The sequence below is a fragment of the Bradyrhizobium sp. U87765 SZCCT0048 genome, from assembly GCF_018131225.1.
Classification (GTDB): Bacteria; Pseudomonadota; Alphaproteobacteria; order Rhizobiales; family Xanthobacteraceae; genus Bradyrhizobium_A.
Window position 1 is genome coordinate 169,191 of record NZ_JAFCMM010000007.1, and the last position, 21,074, is coordinate 190,264.

General features: G+C 67.3%; 18 protein-coding genes and 2 tRNA genes. 14 read left to right on the forward strand and 6 right to left on the reverse strand.

The window, feature by feature from the left end:
* Positions 1-9 precede the first annotated feature (9 nt).
* The 5 genes from rlmB to JQ639_RS33245 form a co-directional block, all read right to left on the reverse strand.
* Positions 10-840 (reverse strand): 23S rRNA (guanosine(2251)-2'-O)-methyltransferase RlmB, encoded by an 831-nt coding sequence (rlmB, locus tag JQ639_RS33225; RefSeq protein WP_211964448.1) that lies wholly within the window; start codon positions 838-840, stop codon positions 10-12.
* A 61-nt stretch (positions 841-901) separates the two neighbouring features.
* On the reverse strand, positions 902-1,177 hold the full coding sequence (locus JQ639_RS33230) for a hypothetical protein (protein WP_211964450.1): 276 nt from the start codon (positions 1,175-1,177) through the stop codon (positions 902-904).
* Positions 1,178-1,333: 156 nt separating this feature from the next.
* Positions 1,334-1,419 (reverse strand) — tRNA-Tyr (locus tag JQ639_RS33235).
* A 202-nt stretch (positions 1,420-1,621) separates the two neighbouring features.
* Positions 1,622-1,828 carry a DUF3606 domain-containing protein gene (locus JQ639_RS33240; protein WP_249122886.1) on the reverse strand — a complete coding sequence of 69 codons (207 nt, stop codon included), beginning with the start codon at positions 1,826-1,828 and terminating at the stop codon, positions 1,622-1,624.
* Positions 1,829-1,925: 97 nt separating this feature from the next.
* Positions 1,926-2,237 carry a DUF3551 domain-containing protein gene (locus JQ639_RS33245; RefSeq protein ID WP_211964452.1) on the reverse strand — a complete coding sequence of 104 codons (312 nt, stop codon included), beginning with the start codon at positions 2,235-2,237 and terminating at the stop codon, positions 1,926-1,928.
* Between the two features lie 218 nt (positions 2,238-2,455).
* Between JQ639_RS33245 and JQ639_RS33250 the strand changes: the two genes are divergently transcribed.
* Positions 2,456-2,529, forward strand: a tRNA-Gly gene (locus tag JQ639_RS33250).
* A 144-nt stretch (positions 2,530-2,673) separates the two neighbouring features.
* On the opposite strand, the gene JQ639_RS33255 is transcribed toward JQ639_RS33250, so the two are convergent.
* Entirely contained in the window at positions 2,674-4,419 is a 1,746-nt protein-coding gene (locus tag JQ639_RS33255) for a hybrid sensor histidine kinase/response regulator (protein ID WP_211964459.1), read from the reverse strand.
* Positions 4,420-4,541: 122 nt separating this feature from the next.
* Between JQ639_RS33255 and JQ639_RS33260 the strand changes: the two genes are divergently transcribed.
* The 13 genes from JQ639_RS33260 (at position 4,542) to JQ639_RS33320 (ending at position 21,073) form a co-directional block, all read left to right on the forward strand.
* Positions 4,542-5,192, forward strand: a complete 651-nt coding sequence (locus JQ639_RS33260) for a response regulator (protein WP_211964461.1) — start codon at positions 4,542-4,544, stop codon at positions 5,190-5,192.
* 207 nt (positions 5,193-5,399) lie between these two features.
* Positions 5,400-8,411: an autotransporter domain-containing protein gene (locus tag JQ639_RS33265; protein ID WP_211964463.1), complete on the forward strand. Its 3,012-nt coding sequence runs from the start codon at positions 5,400-5,402 to the stop codon at positions 8,409-8,411.
* A gap of 205 nt (positions 8,412-8,616) precedes the next feature.
* Positions 8,617-9,327, forward strand: coding sequence for a FadR/GntR family transcriptional regulator (locus JQ639_RS33270; protein ID WP_211964465.1), 711 nt, complete (start codon positions 8,617-8,619; stop codon positions 9,325-9,327).
* 28 nt (positions 9,328-9,355) lie between these two features.
* A complete protein-coding gene (locus JQ639_RS33275) occupies positions 9,356-10,291 on the forward strand; it encodes a sugar ABC transporter substrate-binding protein (RefSeq protein ID WP_211964467.1) in 936 nt (311 codons plus the stop codon).
* Between the two features lie 4 nt (positions 10,292-10,295).
* Entirely contained in the window at positions 10,296-11,774 is a 1,479-nt protein-coding gene (locus JQ639_RS33280) for a sugar ABC transporter ATP-binding protein (protein ID WP_211964469.1), read from the forward strand.
* 15 nt (positions 11,775-11,789) lie between these two features.
* On the forward strand, positions 11,790-12,764 hold the full coding sequence (locus JQ639_RS33285) for an ABC transporter permease (protein WP_211964471.1): 975 nt from the start codon (positions 11,790-11,792) through the stop codon (positions 12,762-12,764).
* A 14-nt stretch (positions 12,765-12,778) separates the two neighbouring features.
* The gene (locus JQ639_RS33290; protein ID WP_211964473.1) at positions 12,779-13,747 is read left to right on the forward strand and encodes an NAD(P)-dependent oxidoreductase; all 969 of its coding nucleotides are present in this window, start codon (positions 12,779-12,781) and stop codon (positions 13,745-13,747) included.
* Between the two features lie 32 nt (positions 13,748-13,779).
* Positions 13,780-14,949: a mandelate racemase/muconate lactonizing enzyme family protein gene (locus JQ639_RS33295; RefSeq protein WP_211964475.1), complete on the forward strand. Its 1,170-nt coding sequence runs from the start codon at positions 13,780-13,782 to the stop codon at positions 14,947-14,949.
* 67 nt (positions 14,950-15,016) lie between these two features.
* Positions 15,017-16,249: an FAD binding domain-containing protein gene (locus JQ639_RS33300; RefSeq protein ID WP_211964477.1), complete on the forward strand. Its 1,233-nt coding sequence runs from the start codon at positions 15,017-15,019 to the stop codon at positions 16,247-16,249.
* A 50-nt stretch (positions 16,250-16,299) separates the two neighbouring features.
* A complete protein-coding gene (locus tag JQ639_RS33305; RefSeq protein WP_371745025.1) occupies positions 16,300-17,484 on the forward strand; it encodes a M24 family metallopeptidase in 1,185 nt (394 codons plus the stop codon).
* 876 nt (positions 17,485-18,360) lie between these two features.
* On the forward strand, positions 18,361-19,215 hold the full coding sequence (locus tag JQ639_RS33310) for an ABC transporter permease (protein WP_211964479.1): 855 nt from the start codon (positions 18,361-18,363) through the stop codon (positions 19,213-19,215).
* Positions 19,212-19,976: an ABC transporter ATP-binding protein gene (locus JQ639_RS33315; RefSeq protein ID WP_211964481.1), complete on the forward strand. Its 765-nt coding sequence runs from the start codon at positions 19,212-19,214 to the stop codon at positions 19,974-19,976. Before JQ639_RS33310 ends, JQ639_RS33315 begins: the two co-directional genes overlap by 4 nt.
* A 47-nt stretch (positions 19,977-20,023) precedes the next feature.
* On the forward strand, positions 20,024-21,073 hold the full coding sequence (locus JQ639_RS33320; RefSeq protein WP_249122985.1) for an ABC transporter substrate-binding protein: 1,050 nt from the start codon (positions 20,024-20,026) through the stop codon (positions 21,071-21,073).
* The last annotated feature ends 1 nt before the right edge of the window (position 21,074 follow it).

Consider the following 21,074-nt stretch of genomic DNA (forward strand, 5'->3'; position numbering starts at 1 on the left):
CAGATGGTCTCAGCGCATCAGCCCGAGCCGCGTCGCGCCGATGTAGAGCGCGAGCACGGCGGCGTTGGAGACGTTGAGGCTCTTGATCGCGCCGGGCATGTCGAGGCGGGCGACGACGCTGCAGGTCTCGCGCGTCAGCTGGCGCAGGCCCTTGCCCTCGGCGCCGAGCACGAGGGCCAGCGGCGCCTCCAGCGTGACGTCGGCGAGGTTCTCGCTTCCCTCGCTGTCGAGGCCGACCGTCATGAAGCCGCGCTCGTTGAGCGCGGTCAGCGCGCGGGCAAGATTTTGCACGGTAACGAACGGCACCAGCTCGAGCGCGCCGGACGCCGACTTCGCCAGCACGCCGGTCGCCTCCGGGCTGTGGCGCGCGGTGGTGACGATCGCCTTGACGTCGAACGCCGACGCCGAGCGCAGGATCGCGCCGACATTGTGCGGGTCGGTGATCTGGTCGAGCACCAGCACGATGCCCTCGCGCTCCAGCGTCTCGATCGATGGCGAGGGCAGGGGATCGGCCTCGGCGAGCAGGCCCTGGTGGACGGCGTCCGGCCCGAGGCGCTGGTCGATCTGGCTCGGGCGCACCATCTCCGGCGGCACGCGGGTGTCGATGTTCTCTTCCGCAAGGCGCCGCGCGGCGTTCTCGGTCAGGAACAGCTTGCGGATCTTGCGTTTGGGATTGGCCAGGGCTGCGGTGACGGTGTGCCAGCCATAGAGGATGGCCGGCCCGTCCGGGCGCTCCCGCTCCCGCCACGCAGGCTTGTGGCCGCCGCCCCGACCCTGGGGGCCGCCTTTGCTGCGGTGGTCCTTGGGGCGGAAACGGGCCTTCGCGTCACGATCGTTCATGGCCGGCTTGTCTCACGCGGGGCGGATTCTGGCAATTTTCGGCTGGGCAACGATGCCGCATTCACGAAGCCGAACGATCGCCTTGTAATGGTCGCCTCCGTCGAGCGGCAGAAATGATGATCACCGCTGCCCCGATCACGGCTGGAATCCCGATCGGCGCGGAAAAGATCGGGATGACCCAGATATCCCCCATGCCTCCTCCGCAACGCTGCGCCCCTCCGGGCAGAAGGGAGCAGTTGGATTCCGCGACGCCGACCGTGATTAGCCACAGCAACGCGACCAGCACGACGAGGCCTTTCAGCAAGAGGAGGAGCAATCGCCCGATGCTGGCCAGCAACTGATTTCCGCTCAAATTCAAGGGGTTGTATTTTCAAACTGATACTGCCTTGGCGTGAGCGGGGCTGGCAAGCGGCGCTACATCTGACAAACTGTCGCACGGCCTCAAGGGGCGGGCGCGCACCACGAAACGGCATTTTACTGAAGGAAATCAGGATGGTGGGGGAGGCAGGACTCGAACCTGCGAAGCCATGAGGCGGCTGATTTACAGTCAGCTCCCTTTGCCACTCGGGACACTCCCCCGCTTCGGAACCGTCAGCCGCGCACGCACCGTGTTGGTGGCGCTTGCGGTCAGGGATGACGGCAAAAAAGCGAGCCCGCCAGTGGATCGTGGCGGGCACCCGAACGGGCGCGTTTATGGGCGAAGGTGGGGGGTAAAGTCAACCAACAGAAGCATTTAATTCACTGCCGCGGGCAGCGGCCCGAAACCGCGGTATCCGCGGGCCTATTTCCCCAGATACCGCCGCACGGCGGCGACCGAGGGGCCGACCTTGTCGACGGCGGCGTTGAGGTCGTGCTGGGAAATGCTGAGGCGATAGGCCCAGTAGCGGGTCGCGCCCGCGTCCGCCGTATCGATACGGACGTCGGGTCTCACCACGTCGTTGACCGGCGCGACCACGGGCGCGCCGTTGCTGGCAATGATCATGGCCATGCCCACCGATGCGATGGGCTGATCATAACACGTGCGTTTGGCGGCCCGGTCGCCACCCGTCCCCGGGGTTAACGAAGCATGAAGCGGCGAATCGCCGTCACCGGGCGTGATGGCGGCGCTGGCGATGCTTGCGCGGCGGAGGCGGCGGTGGCTCGTCGCGGCCGAAGCCCGCGGCATTACGGGCCCAGTTCGGCGAAAACGGGTTGGGCACGCACTCGCCGCGCAGCCCGCTGATCGCGGCGCGGCACTGGGCGTAGGTGTAGTACATGCAGTCGTCGCCGCCAAAGCCGCGGTTCCAGGTGCGGGCGCACCAGGCGATGTCGCGGGCCTGTGCGGATGTCGGCGCCGCGAGGGCGGCAAAGCCGGCCGCCGTGGCGGCCAGCGTGACGAGGGCGATCAGTTGGCGCATGGAAGGCTCCCGGATGTGCGGCGGCGGCCCGGCGACGGCCGTCCGCCACGACGATGAACACCATCATAGCAGGCCCTGTTCCGCCTGTCGGGGCACGGGCGGGGCGGGCTTTCCGTCGCAGGCAGCGCGCCGTCCGGAAAACCCCTGCGGCATCAATCCCCATCGGCGTCAGTCGGCCGTTGCCAAGCGCTCCGATCCATTGCATATCTGCCGCCGACGCGGGTGTAGCTCAATGGTAGAGCAGCAGCCTTCCAAGCTGAATACGAGGGTTCGATTCCCTTCACCCGCTCCATTCCCTTCAAGCATGCCTTTCGCGCTCGTCGCCACTGACACGGGGGCGCCTGTGCATCAGCTGTTGCGCGCATCCTGCGATGCGGGTGTTCGGTCGCGCGCTGCGAACGCGCTCCCATTGCAGCGCATTGTCCGCGTCACGCGGTCATCTGTTGTCGCCCGCGCACCGCTGGACGAGATGCAGCAGTTCCTCGCCGTCGAGCGGCTTGTGGAGGAGCCGGACGCCGCTGGCGGCGACCTCCTTCAGGCGCTGGGGTGAGGTGTCGCCGGTCATGATGATCGCGGGGACGTCGCGCCGGAGATGGCGGCGGAGGTCGGCGATCGCCGCGAGGCCGGTGGTGTCGTCGCGAAGGCGATAGTCGGCGATGATCAGGTCGATCGCGGCCTCGTCGCTGGCTGCGGACGCCAGCTGTGTCGTCACGGCCTGCGCGCTGTCTCCGGCATGGACGCGATGTCCGTCGAGCCGCAGCAGCGTCGCGATCGCATCCAGCGCCTCGCGCTGGTCGTCGACCACCACAATGCCGAACGAACGTCTTTGGACATCGGGCCGGTCGTCGGTGCGGATCGGGCGCAGCGGCGCGGCGACCGGCACGGTGATGGCGAACAGCGAGCCGCGTCCTTCCCGCGAACGCAGCCTGAGCGGGTGGCCGAGCAGCGCCGCGGTGCGCTTCACGATCGCAAGGCCGAGGCCAAGCCCCTGCGAGCGGTCTCGCGCGGGATTGTGCAGTTGCAGGAACTCCTCGAAGATCAGCTCCTGCTGGTGTTGCGCTATGCCGTCGCCGGTGTCCCAGACCTGGATCTCCACGGCGTCGCCGCGCGTTCGGCAGCCGAGCAGCACGCCGCCGCTCCGGGTGTAGCGAAAGGCGTTGGACAGCAGGTTGTTGAGGATGGTCTTCAGCAGCGACGGGTCGCTGTCGACGTCGATCTCCCGGCCGACCACGCGAAAGGCAAGTCCGCGCTGGCGAGCCTCCGCTGCGAATTCGCTTTTGAGGTGATCGAACAGCGCGTTCAGCGCGATCGGTTGCCGGTCGGCGGTGATGATGCCGGCGTCGAGCTTGGAGATGTCGAGCAGCGCGTTGAGCAGGCCGCTCAGATTGCCGACGAGGGATCTGGCGCGCCCGGCGAGATCGATGGCCTTCGGCGCCGGCACGTCGCCGCGCTGTCCCAGCATCGCCAGCGTCGTCACCAGCAGGCCGAGCGCGTGGATCGGCTGGCGCAGGTCGTGGCTGGCCGCGGCGAGAAATCTCGTTTTGGCCTGGTTGGCGCCCTGTGCGCGGTCGCGCTCGCCGGCGATATCCACAGCCAGTCGCTCGTTCTCGAGCCGCAGTGCGATAGTCTGTCGCAGCATGCGATAGGTGCTGCGACAGTAGAACAGGTTGATCGCGACCAGCGTCACCACGAGAAACAGAAACGGCTCGGCGATGTCGCCGCCGGTCTGCAGACAGCGCACCGCGACGGGAATGGTCGTCGTCAGGATCGAGCCGATCAGCGCCGGCGGAAACGCCGACAGCGACGGGACCGAGCCGCAGACAATGCCGGTCATCGCGACCATGGTGAAGGAAAAAACCAGCGGTTCCTGCGGAATGAATCCGACCCATCCGAGCGCGCCCCAGAGCGCGCCGGACAGCCATGAAAACGTGGCCCCGAGCCATGCCCATCGCGCGGTCGTCATGGTGGTGGCGGCGTGATACGCGAACCGGCGGGCGACGGCGGCGCGCACGAGAGACAGCAGGCAGACCAGTCCCAGCCATGTGCCGAGCCAGCCGCGGTCGACGGTATGCCGCAGCACGAACGCGGCGGCGGCCGAGGTCGTGATGTTGGAGATCACGACGCCGAAGGCGTTGCGGTAGAGAAGTTCGACGAGGGCCTGGCGTATCTTGTCTTCGTGCATCGGCAGTCCAGCGCTGGCGGATTGGACAGTCCCATCTCTCTCGCAGCGGGTTCCGTCAACAGCATCTTGCGCACGTCGTGATTCGGTCGCGGCCGCGCAGGGCAACGACACATGCGAGCGGTATGTTCAGCGTTATCGTGGCAGACGACCATGCAATCGTGCGGGAGGGGCTGAAGTCCCTGCTGTCGGCGATGGACGAGGTGTCGGTGGTCGCTGAGGTGGCGAACGGAGGCGCGCTCGGCGAGCGTCTGGCGCAGGGCGAGGCGGATCTTCTCGTCCTCGATCTGGGCATGCCCGGCGTCGCCGGAACGCAGACCATCGCCGATCTGAAATCGCGCGCGCCACGTCTGAAGATTCTCGTCCTGACCGCCAACACCGAGCCGCGAACTGCGCAGGCGGTGATGGACGCGGGCGCCGATGGCTATGTGACCAAGGGCGGTGATCCCGCGGAGATCGCTGCGGCGATCTCCGCCATTCGCGATGGCGGCCGCTATCTGTCGCGCAGCGTCGATTTTGTCGCAGCGAGTGGCGGGGCGGGCCGGCGACTGCCGAACGCCGCGGAGATCGTGTCGCCGATCGCCTTGACGAGCCGCGAGCGGCAGGTGCTGGCGCTCATCGCGAGGGGATTGACGACGCGCGAAGTCGCGGGGCGGCTCAATGTCAGTTTTGCCACCGCCCGCAAGCATCGCGAGAACCTGATGCAGAAGCTCGGTGTTCACGGTGTCGCCGAACTGACCGCCTATGCCGTTCGGCTGGGGGTGCCGACGGCCTGAATCCGCCCGTGTGATCCACAGGTGCGACCTTTGCGCCCGCAGCGGGGAAGGCGGGCGAAATACGGCAACTGTCGTATGTCGCCGGCTGGCCCCGCTTCCTATGGTTGCCATCGATCCATTGAACGCTGACGGCTCCGCCTCGCCCCTGCAGGACAGGTGGTCAAGGGGATGTGACGACAGGTTCTGCCAGGCCGGGCACATCGTCTCATGACTTCATCACATTCCGAACCGGCCGCCGCGCGCGCATCGCGTCGCGGCCGGTGCTCCTCCTGCCTCGCAGGCACGGCGCTCGCGCTGCTGCTGGTCCTGCCGGCGTCTCACAGCCACGCACAGGTGGTGATCGGCGCGACGGGCGGTGAAGGCTCCGCGGCGGGGGGACGCGGTGGTGCCGCCGACCAGGCCGGCAGCGACGGCAGCGGCACGGGAGGCGTCGCGGGCACCAACGCGTCGCCGACGGGCGGCGATGGCGCCAATGGCGGCGGCGGTGGCGGCGGCTTCAGCAATGTCGTCGGCGGCGATATCACGACGTCCCTGCAGGGAGGCGACGGTGGTGCCGGCAGCCGGAATGGCGGCAATCGCGGTGGCGGCGGCGGCGGTGGCGATGGCGCGCGGATTTCGACCGCCGCAACGGTGACGGTCTCGGCGAGCGTCACCGGTGGCCATGGCGGCAACAGTCTCGTGGGCACGAGCCCGGTCGGTGCGGCGGGTGGCGGCGGCGGCGCCGGTGTCGTGATGCAGGGCGGCGGCAGCCTGATCATCGGTGCTGCGGTGGGCGGCGGGACCGGCGGCATCGGCGTTGGCGGAGACTATGGCGACGGCGGCGGTGGCGCCGGCATCATCCTTCAGGGCGGCGGCAACCTGACCGTCAACGCGACGATCATCGGTGGAGACGGCGGCAGTGTTCTGTCGCTTCCCAACAGCACAAGCCAGATCTTCACCAGCAACGGCGGCGCCGGCGTCATCCTGACGGACAGGGGCGTGGTGCTCAACAACGGCACGATCAGCGGAGGGGACAACGGCCGCGCCGACCGCTTTGACAGAGGGATGGGACACGGGGGCGCCGGACTGGTGCTGCTGTCCGGAGGAACGGTCGTCAACAATGGCATCATTCAGGGCGGCAATGGCGGGAACAGGAACACGAGCGGTTCGCTCGGCCAGGCTGGCGGGACCGGAAGCGGCGGGGCGCTGGGCAGCACGGGCGGCGCGATAACCTCGGGTGGCGGCGCCGGGATCGTCGGCGGCGAACTCTCCATCGTCAACAACGGCAGCATCATCGGGGGCACCGCCATCACCCAGGCTGATGCGATCACCTTCACCGGCGGCACCAATCGCCTGGAGTTGTGGTCGGGCTCGACCATCAGCGGCACCGTCGATGCGACGCAGGGAACGAGCAGCACGCTCGCGCTCGGCGGCCCGGCCAGCGGCCAATTCGATGTCTCGCTGATCGGCGCGACCGCGCAATACCGCGGCTTCCAGAGCCTTGAGAAGACAGGAGCCGGCACCTGGACGCTGACCGGCACCGCCACCTTCACGGGGCCGGTGAAGATCGACGGCGGCACGCTGACTGTGAACGGCGACATCTCGACGGCGGTCCTGACGACGGTCAATGCGGGCGGCACGCTCGGGGGGAATGGCATCGTCGGCCCCACGACGATCGCCGGCGGTACGCTGGCCCCCGGCAATTCGATCGGCGTGCTTACCGTGCAGGGTAATCTCGGCTTCAGCGCGGATTCGACCTATCGCGTCGAGGTCGATCCGCTCCATGCCGACCGCACCAACGTCATGGGCACGGCGACGCTCGGTGGTGCCACGGTGGCTGCGATCTATGCGCCGGGGTCGTACGTGACACGGCAGTACGCGATCCTGAACGTGACCGGTGGTGTGAGAGGCACCTTCAACACGCTCGTCAACACCAACCTGCCGGCGAACTTCACGTCGTCGCTGAGCTACGACGCTGACAAAGCCTACCTGAACCTGACGCTGAACTACGAGCCACCGCAGGCGCCGGATTTCGGCGGAGGGCTGAACGTCAACCAGCGCAATGTCGCCGGTGCGCTGGTGACGTCGTTCAACAGGGCAGGCGGCATTCCGCTGGTGTTCGGATCGCTGACGCCGCAAGGCCTGACCCAGGCGTCCGGCGAAGTCGCGACGGGCGCGCAGCAGGCGACCTTCAACGCCATGGACCAGTTTCTCGGCCTGCTTGTCGATCCCTTCGGGCCCGGGCGCAGCGGCGCGTTTCCAGACGGGACGCCGTCGGTCGGCGGCGACGCCGGCCTGGCCAACGCGTACGCTGCGACAGGCGGCCCGCGCGGCAGCACCGCGCGCGACGCCTTCGCCGGGCTCGCCAGCAAGGCGCCAGCCATCGAGCCGGCACAGCGCTGGACTGTCTGGGCGGCGGGCTTCGGCGGCTCACAAACGACGGACGGGAACACTGAAGTTGGCTCCAACACGGCGACCAGCCGCGTCTGGGGGGCGGCCGTTGGAGCGGACTACAGGATATCGCCGGACACCTTGATCGGGTTCGCCATGGCCGGCGGGGCGGCCGGCTTCAGCGTGGCGAGGGGCGGCACCGGACGTTCGGATCTTTTCCAGGCCGGCGCTTTCGTGCGCCATACGCGCGGCGCAGCTTATGTGACCGGCGCGCTGGCCTATGGCTGGCAGGATGTCACCACCGATCGCATGCTGGCTGTCGGCGGGCTCGACCGCCTGCAGGCGCGCTTCAACGCCAACGCGGTGTCCGGCCGCATCGAGAGTGGCTACCGCTTCGCCCCGCCCTGGTTCGGCGGCGGCCTTTCCCCCTATATCGCGGGCCAGTTCACCACGATCGCACTGCCGGCCTATGCGGAGCAGGCGCTGGCCGGCAGCAACGCCTTCTCGCTGGGATATGCGGCGAAGGATGCCACTGCGGCCCGCAGCGAGCTCGGCCTTCGTGCCGACCGGTCATGGCTGGTGGCGGACGCCATTCTGAGCTTGCGCGGTCGTGCGGCCTGGGCTCACAACTTCAATCCGCAGGCCAGCGTCAGCGCCACTTTTCAGACGCTGCCGGGCGCGAGCTTTGTGGTGAACGGCGCCGCGCAGGCGCGCAACGCAGCGCTGACCACTGCCTCCGCCGAGATCGCATGGCGCAACGGCGTCTCTCTCGTCGCCACCTTCGAGGGCGAGTTCGCAGATCGCGCGCAAGCCTATGCGGGCAAGGGGGCTTTGCGCGTCGCGTGGTGAGCTGCTCGTCCGCCGCGGCGCGGAACTGACCCCGAGGGCATTGCCGGGCAGGCTGACGGACGGGCGAGGAGGCTCGCGGCCGGCCGCACGAGAATTCATGTCAGTAACAAGGTGTTCGTTAGATCCTGGCGGTGGCCGGGAAAATGCCGCTTGACTCGTCAGATTGGATTTACCATTGTGGTTATACCAATTTGGACCTGCCAAGATGATCCGAGAGCGAGAGAACGACTCCGTTTCCACCGTCCGCAAGTTGATCGAGCACGCCCGCTATCATCGGCTGGGCAAGGGTGATCGCCTGCCGTCCGAACGCGAGCTGGCCGAGCGTTTCGGGGTTGCCCGCAATGCGGTTCGCGAAGCCGTCGCGATCCTCGATGTGCTGCGCATCACCGTGCGCAAGCCCAACTCCGGCATCTATCTTCGCGAGAATCTGTCCGACAGCAGCATCGATGCGTTGGTCATGCAGTCGGATCTCGGGTTGCCGCTGTCCCAGGAGGAGGTGACCGACCTCGTCGAGGCGCGGCGTATCCTCGAAGTCCAGACCGCGATTCTGGCATGCCGCCGGCGGACCGATGACGACATCGCCAATCTCGACGCGGTGCTGGCAGCGACGCAGCAGAAGCTCGATGCCGGGGACAGCATCGCCGACGAGGACGTGAATTTTCATCTCGCTCTCATCCGCGCCGCGCACAACAGCGCGTTCCTGCGCATCGTCACGCCGTTCTACCTGATCTCGGCCACGCGCCGGCGCACCTTCTTTCAAGATGCGGCGCAGGCGAAGCGATCCCATGCCGAGCATGGCGCGATCGTCAAGGCGGTGATCGCGCAGGACGAGGCCGCAACCGAGCAGCTCGTGGTGCGGCATCTGCAGCGCGTCGAGGACTACTGGACGAATACGCTGACCGACAGTCAGCCGTAACACACAACAAAAATCGCGGGAGGAAGTGATGAACAGGCGTGGTTTCCTGGGCATGGCGGCTGGCATGGCCGTCCTGGGTGGTGGGGCGTCTCTGGCGCAGGCGAAGAAGCTGCGCATCGCCTTTGCCAACTTCAACGATGAGAGCAGTTTTGGCGCGGCCGTGCTCAAGGGTTTTCAGGCAACCGCGAAGGGTCGTCCGGATGTCGAGATGCTCTATTTCGACAACAAGCAGGATGCGGCCCGCGCCGTCGATATCGCGCGCAATGTCGCGACGCTGCGGCCGGATGTCTTTCTCGAGTACCAGATCGTGCCGGCGGCCAACCAGCAGGTGGCCCGGATCGTGCGCGAGGCCGGCATTCCCTGCCTCGGCATTCAGGTGCGGTTGCCGGGCTATCCGCTCTATGCGGTCGACAACTACAAGGCCGGCTTCGATGCGGGTGTGGCTGCCGCCGAACAGGCGGGCAAGCGCTGGGGCGGGACGACGAGGGCGCTGATCCTGTCCTATCCCGAAGGCGGACCGCTGTTCCTCGAGCGCCAGGGGGCGGTCGAGGTCGGCTTGAAGAAAATCAAGGCGGATATCGCCACCGAGATTCATTCGACCAAGAACGATCCGGGCGCGGCCCGGCAGATCACGGCCGACTATCTCACGCGCAATCCCGGCAAGATCGCGATCTATACCCATGTCGATGCGATGGCGATCGGCGCGCTGGCGGCGGCGCGTGCCGCCGGGCGCGAAGGCGACATCGTCATCTCCTCGTTCGGCGGCGACGCCGCCGTGCTGCCGGAACTGCGCAAGGATGGCGCCTTCATCGGCACGTTCACGTCGTTTCCCGAGACATGGGGGGAGACGCTGCTGGATCTCGCGGCGAAGATCGCCGCCAGGACCGAGCTGCCCGATCTCATCCATCCGCCGCAGCAACTGATGCTGACGCCGGCCAATGTCGCCCAGTACTATCCGGCGTGACGCGATGACACCGATCGTCGAGGTCATCGGGCTGGAGAAGCGCTTTGGCGGCATCGTCGCCCTCGGCGGCGCCGACTTCAGCCTTTACCCCGGAGAAGTCCATGCGCTGCTCGGCGCCAACGGCGCCGGCAAGTCGACCCTGATCAAGGTGCTGTCCGGCTTCATCCGGCCCGACGGCGGCATTGTCAGGTTCGATGGCGCCGATGCCGTCATCGGCTCGGTCGCCACGGCGCAGTCGCTCGGCATCCAGACCATCCATCAGGAGCTTGAGCTCGCCGAAGCGCTGCCGGTCTATGAGAACATCTTCCTGGGCCAGCCTCTGGCGCGCCATGGCATCGCGCGCCGCGCGGCGATGATCGCCGCGGCGGAGCAGGCGCTGAAGCGCCTCGGCGTCGCCATCGATCCACGCGCCGCGGTGTCTTCACTGTCGGTCAGCGATCGGCAGGTCGTCGAGATCGCCAGGACGCTGACGCGCAGGAGCCGGGTCGTCATCATGGACGAGCCGACGGCGGCGCTGCCGCCGCGCGAGGTCGCCCGCCTGTTCGCCATCATCCGCGAGCTGACCCAGCAGGGCATCGCCGTCGTCTACGTGTCCCATCGCCTCGACGAAATCCAGGCGATCGCGGACCGTGTGACGGTGATGCGTGAAGGCCGGCGGGTATTCACCGCGCCGATCGCGCAGGCGCCCAAGGAGACGATCATCGGCCACATGCTGGGGCGTTCGCTTGCGGCCGATGCCGCGGATTCGCAACCGGCTCCAGCAGGCGCACGCATTGTCGATATCGAGAAGCTCTGCCTCGACGAAGGCCTGAGTGGCTTCGACCTTCAGGTGCGGGCCGGCGAAATCGTCGGACTGTTCGGCCTGCTCGGCGCCGGACAGCAGCTCGTCGGCGATGCCTTGTTCGGCCTGCGGCCGGTGCAGGCGGGGCGGTTCGAGATTCTCGGCCGGGCGCGCGCGCCGCGCCACCCCGGCGAGGCGCTGTCCTGGGGGATCGGCTTCGTGCCCGCCGACCGCAAAGGCGCGGGCCTCGCCCTGCGCCTCAGCGTCAAGGACAATCTGTTCATGACGGCATGGTCGTCGCTGTCGCGATGGGGGTTCGTGCGCCGGCGGGAGCATCACCGGCGGGCTGCCGAGCTCAGCCGGCGCTACGGCGTGCGCTGCGCTTCGGTCGATCAGGCGGTCGGCGAGCTGTCCGGCGGCAACCAACAAAAAGTGTCGATCGCCAAATGGGCGACGCGATCGATCTCGCTTCTTTATCTGGACGAGCCGAGCCGCGGCGTCGACATCGGCGCGCGCACCGAGATCTATCGCCTGCTGCGGCAATTCGCGGCTGGAGGAGGCGCCTGCATCGTCAACTCCACCGATGCCGAAGAGATCGCCCGCGTCTGCGATCGCGCTGTCGTCGTGCGGTCCGGCGCGATGGCCGCCAACCTTTCCAAGAACAGTCTCGGTGAAGCCGCGCTGATCGCGGCAGCGAGCTGAGACAGGAGAATAGCAATGATGTCATCGATCTTGCGCCTTCCCGGGCAGGCGGTCGAGCCGCGGACGATCAGTCTCGCCGCGGTGCTGATCCTGCTGGGCGCTGCATTCCACGTCCTGACGCCGTTCTTCTTCACGGCGGCGAACCTGTCGAACCTGTTTCTGTCCATCTCGGTGCTGGGCATCATGGCGGCGATGTCGACGCTGTCGATCATCGGGCGCAGCATCGATCTCTCCGTCGGCTCGATCGCCGCGCTCGTCGGTGTCGTGGTGGCGCTGCTGATCGAGAAGCATGGCGTCTCGGCGCCGGCCGCGATGGCCCTGGGGCTGGTGGTCGGCGGCATCTGCGGCGCCGTCAACGGCGCTCTCGCGGCCTTCATCGGCATCAACCCGATCATTGTCACGATCGGCACGCTGTCGCTGTTTCGCGGCCTGGCGTTCATCCTGACCGACGGACAGACGACGCTCATCCAGGACGAGGGCATGCTCTTCCTCGGCGACGGGCGCGTGCTCGGCGTTCCGGTGTCGGTGCTGATCCTCGCGGTCGCCTTCCTGTGCTGTCATGTCACCGCCGTTCATACCGTCGCCGGCCGCGCGATCTTCGCCGCCGGCGCCAATCCCCGCGCGGCGCGGCTTGCGGGGCTGCCGGTGATCGCCATCCGCTTCTGGCTGTTCGTGGCCAGCGGCATGGCCGCGGCGATCTCGGGCGTGCTGCTCGCCTGTCAGTCCGGCACCGCGATTCCAAGCGCCGCGACGACCTACGAGATTCTCGTGGTCACTGCGGTGCTGCTCGGCGGAACGAGCCTTGCGGGCGGTGACGGCGCGCTGTCGCGCACGGCGATCGGCCTGCTGATCATCGGCACGCTGAACAACGGCATGGCGCTGCTGGCGGTGCCGACCTTCTATCAGATGTGCGCCAACGGCCTGCTGCTGCTGCTGGCGGTAACCGTGGACCAGGTCCGCGGCCGCCGCCTGGGTGTTGTCGAGGAGTGATGCTGGTGACCGCCATGACGCTGCCAACAATCGTATTGACCCATCCCCTGCATCCTGCCGTCCAGCAGGCCTATGCCGCACAGGCCGATTTCGTGGTCGCTCCGGCAACGGACGCCGACACCCTGCGCGGCTGCTGCCGTGATGCCGACGCCATCATTGTCAGGGCCCCGCTGCCGGAGGACATCTTCGCTTCGGCCAGGCGCCTGCGCGCCGCGGTCCGGCATGGCGCGGGGCTCGACATGATCCCGCTCGAGGCGGCCACCCGCGCGCATGTTCCGGTGGCCAACGCGCCCGCCGTGAATGCCCGTTCCGTCGCCGAGCATTGCGTCGGGCAGATGGTTGCTCTGGCGCGACGCCATCCACGCGTCCAGCGCGCCGTCGCAGAACGTGACTGGCTGGGCGCGCGCAGCTTTGCCGAGCATGGCCTCGAGCTGTTCGAGCGCACGGTCGGCATTGTCGGTGTCGGCAATGTCGGGGCGACGATTGCCGGCATCTGCCGCCATGGTCTCGGCATGGAGGTGCTGGGCACGGGGCCGCAGCAGCAGAGCTATCCCGAGACGGTCGTCTACGCCGACCTCGACGAGCTGCTCGCGCGCAGCGATTTCGTCGTGCTGTGCTGTCCGCTCACGCCGCAGACCCGCGGCCTGATCGGCGCGCCGCAGCTCGCGCGGATGAAGCGATCTGCCTGTCTCATCAATGTCGCGCGCGGGCCTGTCGTCTCCGAGGCGGCGCTGCTTGCGGCGCTGAGCGCGGGAACGATCGCGGGAGCGGCGCTCGATGTCTTCGTCGAGCAGCCCCTGCCACGCGATCATCCGTTCTGGCAGACCGAACGGCTCATCGTCACCCCGCACATGGCGGGCATCACGGACGCGAGCATGCGCAAGATGGGCGAGCTCGCGCTGTCCCAGGCGCTGCAGATCCTGCGCGGCGAGCGCCCGCGCTATCTCGTCAATCCCGAGATCTGGGATCGGCGTCGGCACTAAATCCCGCGCAAGCGGCTTGTCGGAGAGAATAAATGAAAATCAAGTCAGTTCGGGCCGAGTGGATTCATGTGCCGATTCCCGAGGCGCAGCAGCATGTCAGCGATTTCGGCCGCGTCACGTCGTTCGACTGCGTGCTGGTCCGGGTCGAGACGGAATGCGGCATCGTAGGCTATGGCGAGGCGAAGGAGGAGGTCGGCAGCTCCGGCAACTACCGCACCCTGCAGGCGGCGATCAACGAGCGGCTCGGGCCGCTCCTGATCGGCGAGGACCCGCGGGATATCTCGCGGCTCTGGGACCGGATGTACAACGGCACGCGCGATCACTACGCGCTGGCGCGCGGACGGGGCTTTCCGATCCTCGGCCGCCGCGGCGTGACGGTGTCGGCGATCGGCGGCATCGACATCGCGCTGTGGGACATTCTCGGCAAGTCGCTGGGCGCGCCGGTGTGGCGGCTGATCGGCGGCCGGCGGGCGCCCCGCATGCCGGCCTACGCGTCGGGCGGCTGGCAGGACGTCGCGCGCATCGGCGAGCAGCTTGCCGGCTATGTCGAGAAGGGCGGCTTCAAGGCCGTCAAGATGCGGGTCGGCGTCATCGACGGCTCGGCGCGCCGTTCGGCCGAGCGCGTTCGCGCGGCCCGTGCGGCGCTCGGCGGCGACGTGATGCTGATGTGCGATGCCCATGGCACATTCGACGTGCCGGAAGCCAAGGCGTTCTGCCGCCTGGTCGAGGACTGCGACGTCGCCTGGTTCGAGGAGCCGGTGACCGCCGACGACCGCCGCGGCTATGCGGAGGTGAGGGGCAGCACCAGTATCGCCATCGCCGCCGGCGAAAGCGAGTTCAGCCGCTTCGATTTCCTCGATCTCGCCGAGCGGCGCTGTGTCGACATCCTGCAGCCGGATCTCGCCATCTGCGGCGGCCTGACCGAAGGCATGCGGATTGCCGCGATCGCCAGCGCCTATGGCCTGCGCCTCGCGCCGCATCTGTGGACGGGCGCGACCGCATTCGCGGCCGGGCTCCATCTCGCGGCGGCCTCGTCCTGCGGCTACATCCTGGAATATTCGCTCGGCGCCAATCCGCTGCTGCACGAACTCGTCGAGGAGAGCCCGGAAGTCTCCGACGGCATGGTCGAGGTGCCGGACCGCCCCGGGCTCGGCCTGACGATCCGCCCGGACTTCGTGGAGCGGTTTGCGGTGCGGCACTGACACGCGCCGCATCCGTCCCCGCGCGGCTTTTTGAGCCGCGCGTTCGACCAGACCTAGGGAGCGACTTATGACTGGACCGGGCAACACCGGCCGCAGGGCTGTCATCATCGGCGGATCGATGGCGGGCCTGTTCGCCGGCAATATCCTGCACCGCATGGGATGGCAGGTCGATCTGTACGAGCGTGTCGGCGATTCCCTGTCGGCGCGCGGCGCGGGGATCGCGGCCCATCCGCAGAGCTTGCCATTGTTGGCGGCGGCCGGCATCCGGGACGACCGCTCGATCGGCGTCCCGGTCATCGGCCGCGCGGCCTATGGTCTGGATGGCGAGGCGATCGAGCGCTTTTCCTATCCACAGCAGCTGACGTCTTGGAGCCGTGTCTACTCCCTGCTCAAGCAGGCCTTTCCGGCTGCGCGCTATCATGCCGGGCGCGAACTGGTCGAGGTCACCCAGAGCGCGCATGAGGTGACGGCGCGCTTCGCCGATGGCGCGGCTGTCGAGGGCGACCTGCTGATCGGCGCGGATGGCATCCGCTCGACCGTTCGCCGGATCTTTGCTCCCGATATCGTGCCGCGCTACAGCGGCTACGTCGCCTGGCGCGGCCTCGTCGACGAGGCCGACATCCCCGAAGGTCACCGCCAGGAGCTGTTCCAGTGGTTCGGCTTCTGCTTTCCGCGGAACGGCGAACTGGTCGGCTATCCGATCCCCGGGGCCGACGAAGCGGTTGCGGTCGGCACGCGGCGCTATAATTTCCTGTGGTATCGCCGCGCCAGCGAGCATCAGGAGCTGCGCGACCTGCTGACGGACGAGCGCGGCCGCCTGCACGAGGGATCGATTCCGCCGCCGCTGATCCGCCGCACGCATCTCGACCGGCTCCGCGACGACGCGCGCGCGCTGCTGCCGCCGCAGTTCGCCGATGTCGTGCACCAGACGTCTCAACTGCTGTTCCAGCCGATCTATGATGTCCGATCCGAGCAACTCGTGTTCGGACGCGTGGCGTTGATCGGCGACGCGGCCTTTGTCGCGCGCCCCCATGTCGGGATCGGCGTGCTGAAGGCCGGGGAGGATGCGCAGGCGCTGGCGCAGGCGGTCTCGGCGAACGAAGGGGTCATGGCGGGGCTTGGCCGCTATCAGGACGAACGGCTGCCCCTCGGGCAGAGCGCGGTGTCGTTCGCCCAGCGGCTCGGCGCATTTCTGGAGAACGGTGACGAACATCCGGCATGCACGCCCGAGGCGGGCGTCACCCATGGGGACATTATCCGGAAGACGGCGCGGGCCGATTATGCCGCGAGCCTCGACTGATCCCGGCAGAGACAAGCTCAGTGTTGAAAGAGGACGACATGACCACGATCCTGGACGACGTTGCCGCGCGCGGACGCGCTGCCCCCTTCGATACCGGCCTTCTGGACCGGCTGATGGACGACGCGGGGCTCGACGTCGTCGTGCTGACGTCAAAGCACAATGTGCAGTATCTGCTCGGCGGATATCAGTTCTTCTTCTTCCACTACATGGACGCGATCGGGATCAGCCGCTACCTGCCGGCCGTGGTTTACCAGAAGGGGCGTCCCGGCAACGCCGCCTATTTTGCCAATGCGCTCGAGATCTACGAGAAGCAGCTCGACAAGTTCTGGCTGCCGACCGTCGATACCTCGAGCTGGGGCAGCCGTGACGCGATCACCGCCGCCGCGCGGCACATCCGTGCCATCGGCGCGGGCAAGGGACGGATCGGTGTCGAGATGAGCTTTCTGCCGGCGGACGCGCATGCCGTCCTGATGGAAGAACTCCCTGCTGCGACGATCGTCGATGCCCATCTGCCGCTGGAACGGCTGCGCGCGCGCAAGAGCGAGGCAGAGCTGGAGCTGCTGCGCCAAGCATCGGAGCGCGTCGTCGATGCCATGCTGACGACATTCGCCCGCGTCGAACCGGGCATGTCGAAGCTCGACATCGTCGCCGAGCTGCGCCGCCAGGAATTCCAGCGCGACCTGACCTTCGAATACTGCCTGATCACGGCAGGCGCCGATCACAACCGCTCGCCGTCCGGCCAGCGGCTGGCGAGCGGCGACATCCTGTCGATCGATTCCGGCGGCAACTATCGCGGCTACATCGGCGATCTCTGCCGCATGGGAATTCTGGGGCAGCCCGACGCGGAGCTTGAGGACCTGCTCGCCGAGGTCGAGGATGTTCAGCAGGCGACGCGCCGGGCGGTGCGATCCGGTGTGCCCGGCGGCAGCATCATTGCTGCCGGCGAGAGCGCCGTCGGCCGGTCGCCGAACAGGGCGCGGATGGCGTTCACGGCTCACGGCATGGGGCTGATCAGCCACGAAGCGCCGCGCCTGACGGGGACGGGGTTCGTGCCGTATCCCGGCTACGACGAGAACCGCAGCATCGAGAGCGGCATGGTGATCTCGATCGAAACCGCGATCGCCCATCCGACGCGTGGCTATGTCAAGCTGGAGGACACCGTCGCGGTGACCGACACGGGATGCATCGGCTTCGGCGACGCCGGGCGCGGCTGGAATCGATGCGGAGGTCGCTGACCTCCGCGGCTTCGGTGAGATGCTGGCACCGCAGGTGAGGATGAATTGGGTCGATTGACTGAGGGCGTCAATCGGAGGATGGAGCCTGGTCGTCGGGAATCCCTTGATGGTTTTCGCCAGCGCTTCGACCTGTTTCCTCACGACATCCGCGACATAGCCGATCTCAGGCACTTCGCTTTCCGCGCGCGCAGCCGCATCCTTCGCCTTCTGTGAACGATCGGCTTCGTCCTCGATGTTCCTGAGTTCGACGTTGATGCTGTCCAGGGTCGATTTCGCGTTCCGCCGGGCCAGGGAGGCCTCGCCCCTTTGCAGAAGCGATTCCTGGTAAACGGCCTCCGCACGGGTGGCCATCTGAAGGTTGAGCACCGGGTGGTCATCGGGCGCCTTCAGTCTGGCCCGGCTGCTCGCGATCTGTTGAAAGAACTGCTCCGCGGCTCTGTCACTCTTGTCGACCGCGTCAGCGGACAGCTGGGCGCTCGCGGTGTTGGGCGTCGAAGACGCGGGCCGCTCATCGACGTGGATGCGCTTTAAACCGAAGTCTGAAAAACCGGCCGTCGGTGCACTGCCGGTTGTCTTCGCTGTGGCCTGTTCCCGGAGGTGCGCCGAGTAGGTCGCGCAGCATCGGGAATTGGATTTCCTGCGCCGGATGCCATGCAGCCGAATCCGACTCTGCGCGTCGGCGCGCGTGGAACAAACTTGTCATTTTTCTGAACGCATTGACTTGCGTCCGGCCTGCAGAAAGTCTCGCAGCATGAAATGCGCGGCCATGACTGCGCGTTGCAACATTGTTGTCTTTCACTCCTGCCGCTACGAGTCCTGCGCTGCCATGAGTTCTTTGCCGTCATGAATTCCGCAGGCAGACAGCGGACATCGTCCGTGGTGCTGGACAATGTGATCCCGACCACACCATCGCAGCCGCTGCAGGTTGGCGGCGGCGTGGCGCAGCGGCGGTCGCTCCCGATCCATCTCCTTCCTCCGCCATTCGTGCGAAGGAGCCTCGTGATCGCGGCGCTTCTCGTTCTCTGGCAGTGCGCATCGCTGTTCGGCTGGGTGAACGTCCAGACGCTGGCGTCGCCGGCGGAGGTCTGGGCCGCGGGAGTGCGGCTCTGGCAGTCTGGGGACCTGCTGCCCGGCATCCTCGTTTCGCTCCGGCGCGTCGCCATCGGGCTGGCCATCGGTGTGTCGATCGGGGGCTTGCTGGGGCTGGTCGCGGGGATCTCCCGCCTCGGCGAGGAGGTGATCGATGCTCCGCTGCAGATACTGCGCGCGCTGCCTTTTCTCGGGTTACTGCCGCTGCTCATCGTGTGGCTCGGGATCGGCGAGGGGATCAAGATCGGTCTTGTGGCCATCGGCGTGATCTTTCCGATCTACCTCAACCTCTACAAGGGGATCAGGGCAGTGGATCGCCGCTATGCCGAGCTGGCGCAGACCTGCGGCGTGGGATGGCGCGGTCTCCTGCGCTGGATCATCCTGCCCGGCGCATGGCCGGCCTTTCTTGTCGGTCTGCGCTTTTCACTCGGCATTGCCTGGCTGTCACTGGTGGTGACCGAAGCGGTCAATGCGGAGGCCGGCATCGGGTATCTCATCCAGCAAGGGCAACAGTTTCTGGAGACTGACGTCATTGTGCTCGGCCTCGTGATCTATGCGCTGCTCGGCCTTGTGATGGAGGCGCTCGTGCGCGTGATCGAATGGCGGACGCTGCGCTGGCGGGTGGAGTTTACCTCGGCATGAGTGCACACCAGCCCGGCGCTGCGCCTCCGGTCGCCGAATTACGCGGCTTGCGCCGAGCCTTCGAGGGCCGTGTGGTCCTGCAGAACATCAATCTGGAGATCGCGCCCGGCGAATTTCTGGCCATCGTCGGCCAGAGCGGCTGCGGCAAGAGCACGCTGCTGCGGGCCCTCGGCGGTCTCGACCGCGGCTGGGACGGCCATCTGCATGTGCGCGGGCCGGTGGCGTTCGGTTTCCAGGATGCGCGTCTGCTGCCGTGGCTGCGGGTGTGGGAGAACGTGACATTCGGCATCACCGGACCGCGTGGAGAGCGCTATCGGCTGGCAACCCAGGCTCTCACGGCGGTCGGCCTGGCCGCGCATGCCGAGGCGTGGCCGGGAACGCTGTCCGGCGGCGAGGCGCAGCGCGTCGCGCTGGCGCGCAGCCTGGTGCGCACACCGGCGCTGCTGCTGCTTGACGAGCCGTTCGGAGCGCTCGATGCGCTGACGCGGCTGCGCATGCAGGCGCTGGTGCACAACCTGTGGCGCGACAAGGGCTTTGCGGCCGTACTGGTGACGCACGACGTTGAAGAGGCCGCCTTGCTGGCGGACCGCATCGCGGTGCTCGATCGCGGCCGCATTGCCGATCTCTACACCGTCGAGGCTGCGCGCCCGCGGCGACGGACCGACGCATCGTTCGAGGCTGCACGTCAGCGCGCCCTGCGCGGCCTCGGCATCGAGGATATCGATGGCGCCCATGCGCCGCCCGAACTTTCACCGGCATGAGACGTCAGGAGTCGATCGTGCACCATCTCAGGAATATTCTGTTGTCCATGCACTTGGCTCGCCGTCGCGTGCTGGGTGCACTGCCGGCGGCAACCATCGCCGTGGTGCTGGCGACGGCGGGGCCGTCCGCGCGAGCCGAGGACGCCCATGGTGTCCGTCCTGGCCTCGATCCGGCTAATCCGGTGGTTCTCACGGTCGGCGTCCCCCGCAATTTCGGCTATCTCAGCACGCTGTGGGCGAAGGACGTGCAGGTGCCCGGCGTCAGGATCGAGTACAAGTATTTTCCCAACTTCATCGACATGCTGACGGCCTTCAATGGCAGGCAGCTCGACGTTACCGAGATCGGCGATGTCGGGGCGGCGCAGTCCTTCGCGGCCAGCAAGGGCGGCGTCAGGGTGATTGCGGTGACCCAGCCCAATCCGGAGAACACCGGCCTGCTGGTCGCCAAGGACAGTCCTTACAAGACGTTCGCCGATCTCAAGGGCAAGCAGCTGCTGTTCCTCAAGTCGACCAACACCTATCTCGGCGTGAAGAACCAGATCGCGGCGGCGAAGCTGAAGGAGGACGACTTCAGAATTGTCGAGCTGGCCGGACCGTCGGCGGTCAAGGCGTTCCAGACCGGTCAGATCGAGGGGTACTATACGATCGACCCCAACATGGCCGATGTGGTGGAAAAGACCGGCGCCCGCCTGATCGCGACCGGAACCGACATGGGGATCGAGAATCTCTATCCCTATGTCTCGCATGAAAAGGTGATTGCAGAGAAGAAGGCGGCACTTGCGGCCTTTGTCCAGGCGCTGGCGGATACGATCGCCTGGGCCCAGGCCCACCCCGACGAGCAGGCGCGTCTTGTCGCGCCCAAGGTCCAGTTCACGGAATCGGCGATCCGGGAGACCTTCAGGCGCGGCGCCAAGGGACTGCAGATCATCGACGAGGGCTTCCATGCCCGGCAGCAACGCAACCTCGACGCTCTTCTGGCTGCGGGCGTTCTGAAGCAGCCGGTTTCGGCGCAGAACCTGTACCTGACCACGTTCAACGCCAGCATCGCGCCCTCGAGTGCCGGCGCGAACGAAGCGGCGGCCAGCGCGACGCGTTGAG

Coding starts and splice junctions, on each gene's coding strand:
- rlmB (WP_211964448.1), bottom strand. CDS start 840: ATGAACGATCGTGACGCGAAGGCCCGTTTCCGCCCCAAGGACCACCGC.
- JQ639_RS33240 (WP_249122886.1), bottom strand. CDS start 1,828: ATGGCCATGATCATTGCCAGCAACGGCGCGCCCGTGGTCGCGCCGGTC.
- JQ639_RS33245 (WP_211964452.1), bottom strand. CDS start 2,237: ATGCGCCAACTGATCGCCCTCGTCACGCTGGCCGCCACGGCGGCCGGC.
- JQ639_RS33255 (WP_211964459.1), bottom strand. CDS start 4,419: ATGCACGAAGACAAGATACGCCAGGCCCTCGTCGAACTTCTCTACCGC.
- JQ639_RS33260 (WP_211964461.1), top strand. CDS start 4,542: ATGTTCAGCGTTATCGTGGCAGACGACCATGCAATCGTGCGGGAGGGG.
- JQ639_RS33265 (WP_211964463.1), top strand. CDS start 5,400: ATGACTTCATCACATTCCGAACCGGCCGCCGCGCGCGCATCGCGTCGC.
- JQ639_RS33270 (WP_211964465.1), top strand. CDS start 8,617: ATGATCCGAGAGCGAGAGAACGACTCCGTTTCCACCGTCCGCAAGTTG.
- JQ639_RS33275 (WP_211964467.1), top strand. CDS start 9,356: ATGAACAGGCGTGGTTTCCTGGGCATGGCGGCTGGCATGGCCGTCCTG.
- JQ639_RS33280 (WP_211964469.1), top strand. CDS start 10,296: ATGACACCGATCGTCGAGGTCATCGGGCTGGAGAAGCGCTTTGGCGGC.
- JQ639_RS33285 (WP_211964471.1), top strand. CDS start 11,790: ATGATGTCATCGATCTTGCGCCTTCCCGGGCAGGCGGTCGAGCCGCGG.
- JQ639_RS33290 (WP_211964473.1), top strand. CDS start 12,779: ATGACGCTGCCAACAATCGTATTGACCCATCCCCTGCATCCTGCCGTC.
- JQ639_RS33295 (WP_211964475.1), top strand. CDS start 13,780: ATGAAAATCAAGTCAGTTCGGGCCGAGTGGATTCATGTGCCGATTCCC.
- JQ639_RS33300 (WP_211964477.1), top strand. CDS start 15,017: ATGACTGGACCGGGCAACACCGGCCGCAGGGCTGTCATCATCGGCGGA.
- JQ639_RS33315 (WP_211964481.1), top strand. CDS start 19,212: ATGAGTGCACACCAGCCCGGCGCTGCGCCTCCGGTCGCCGAATTACGC.
- JQ639_RS33320 (WP_249122985.1), top strand. CDS start 20,024: ATGCACTTGGCTCGCCGTCGCGTGCTGGGTGCACTGCCGGCGGCAACC.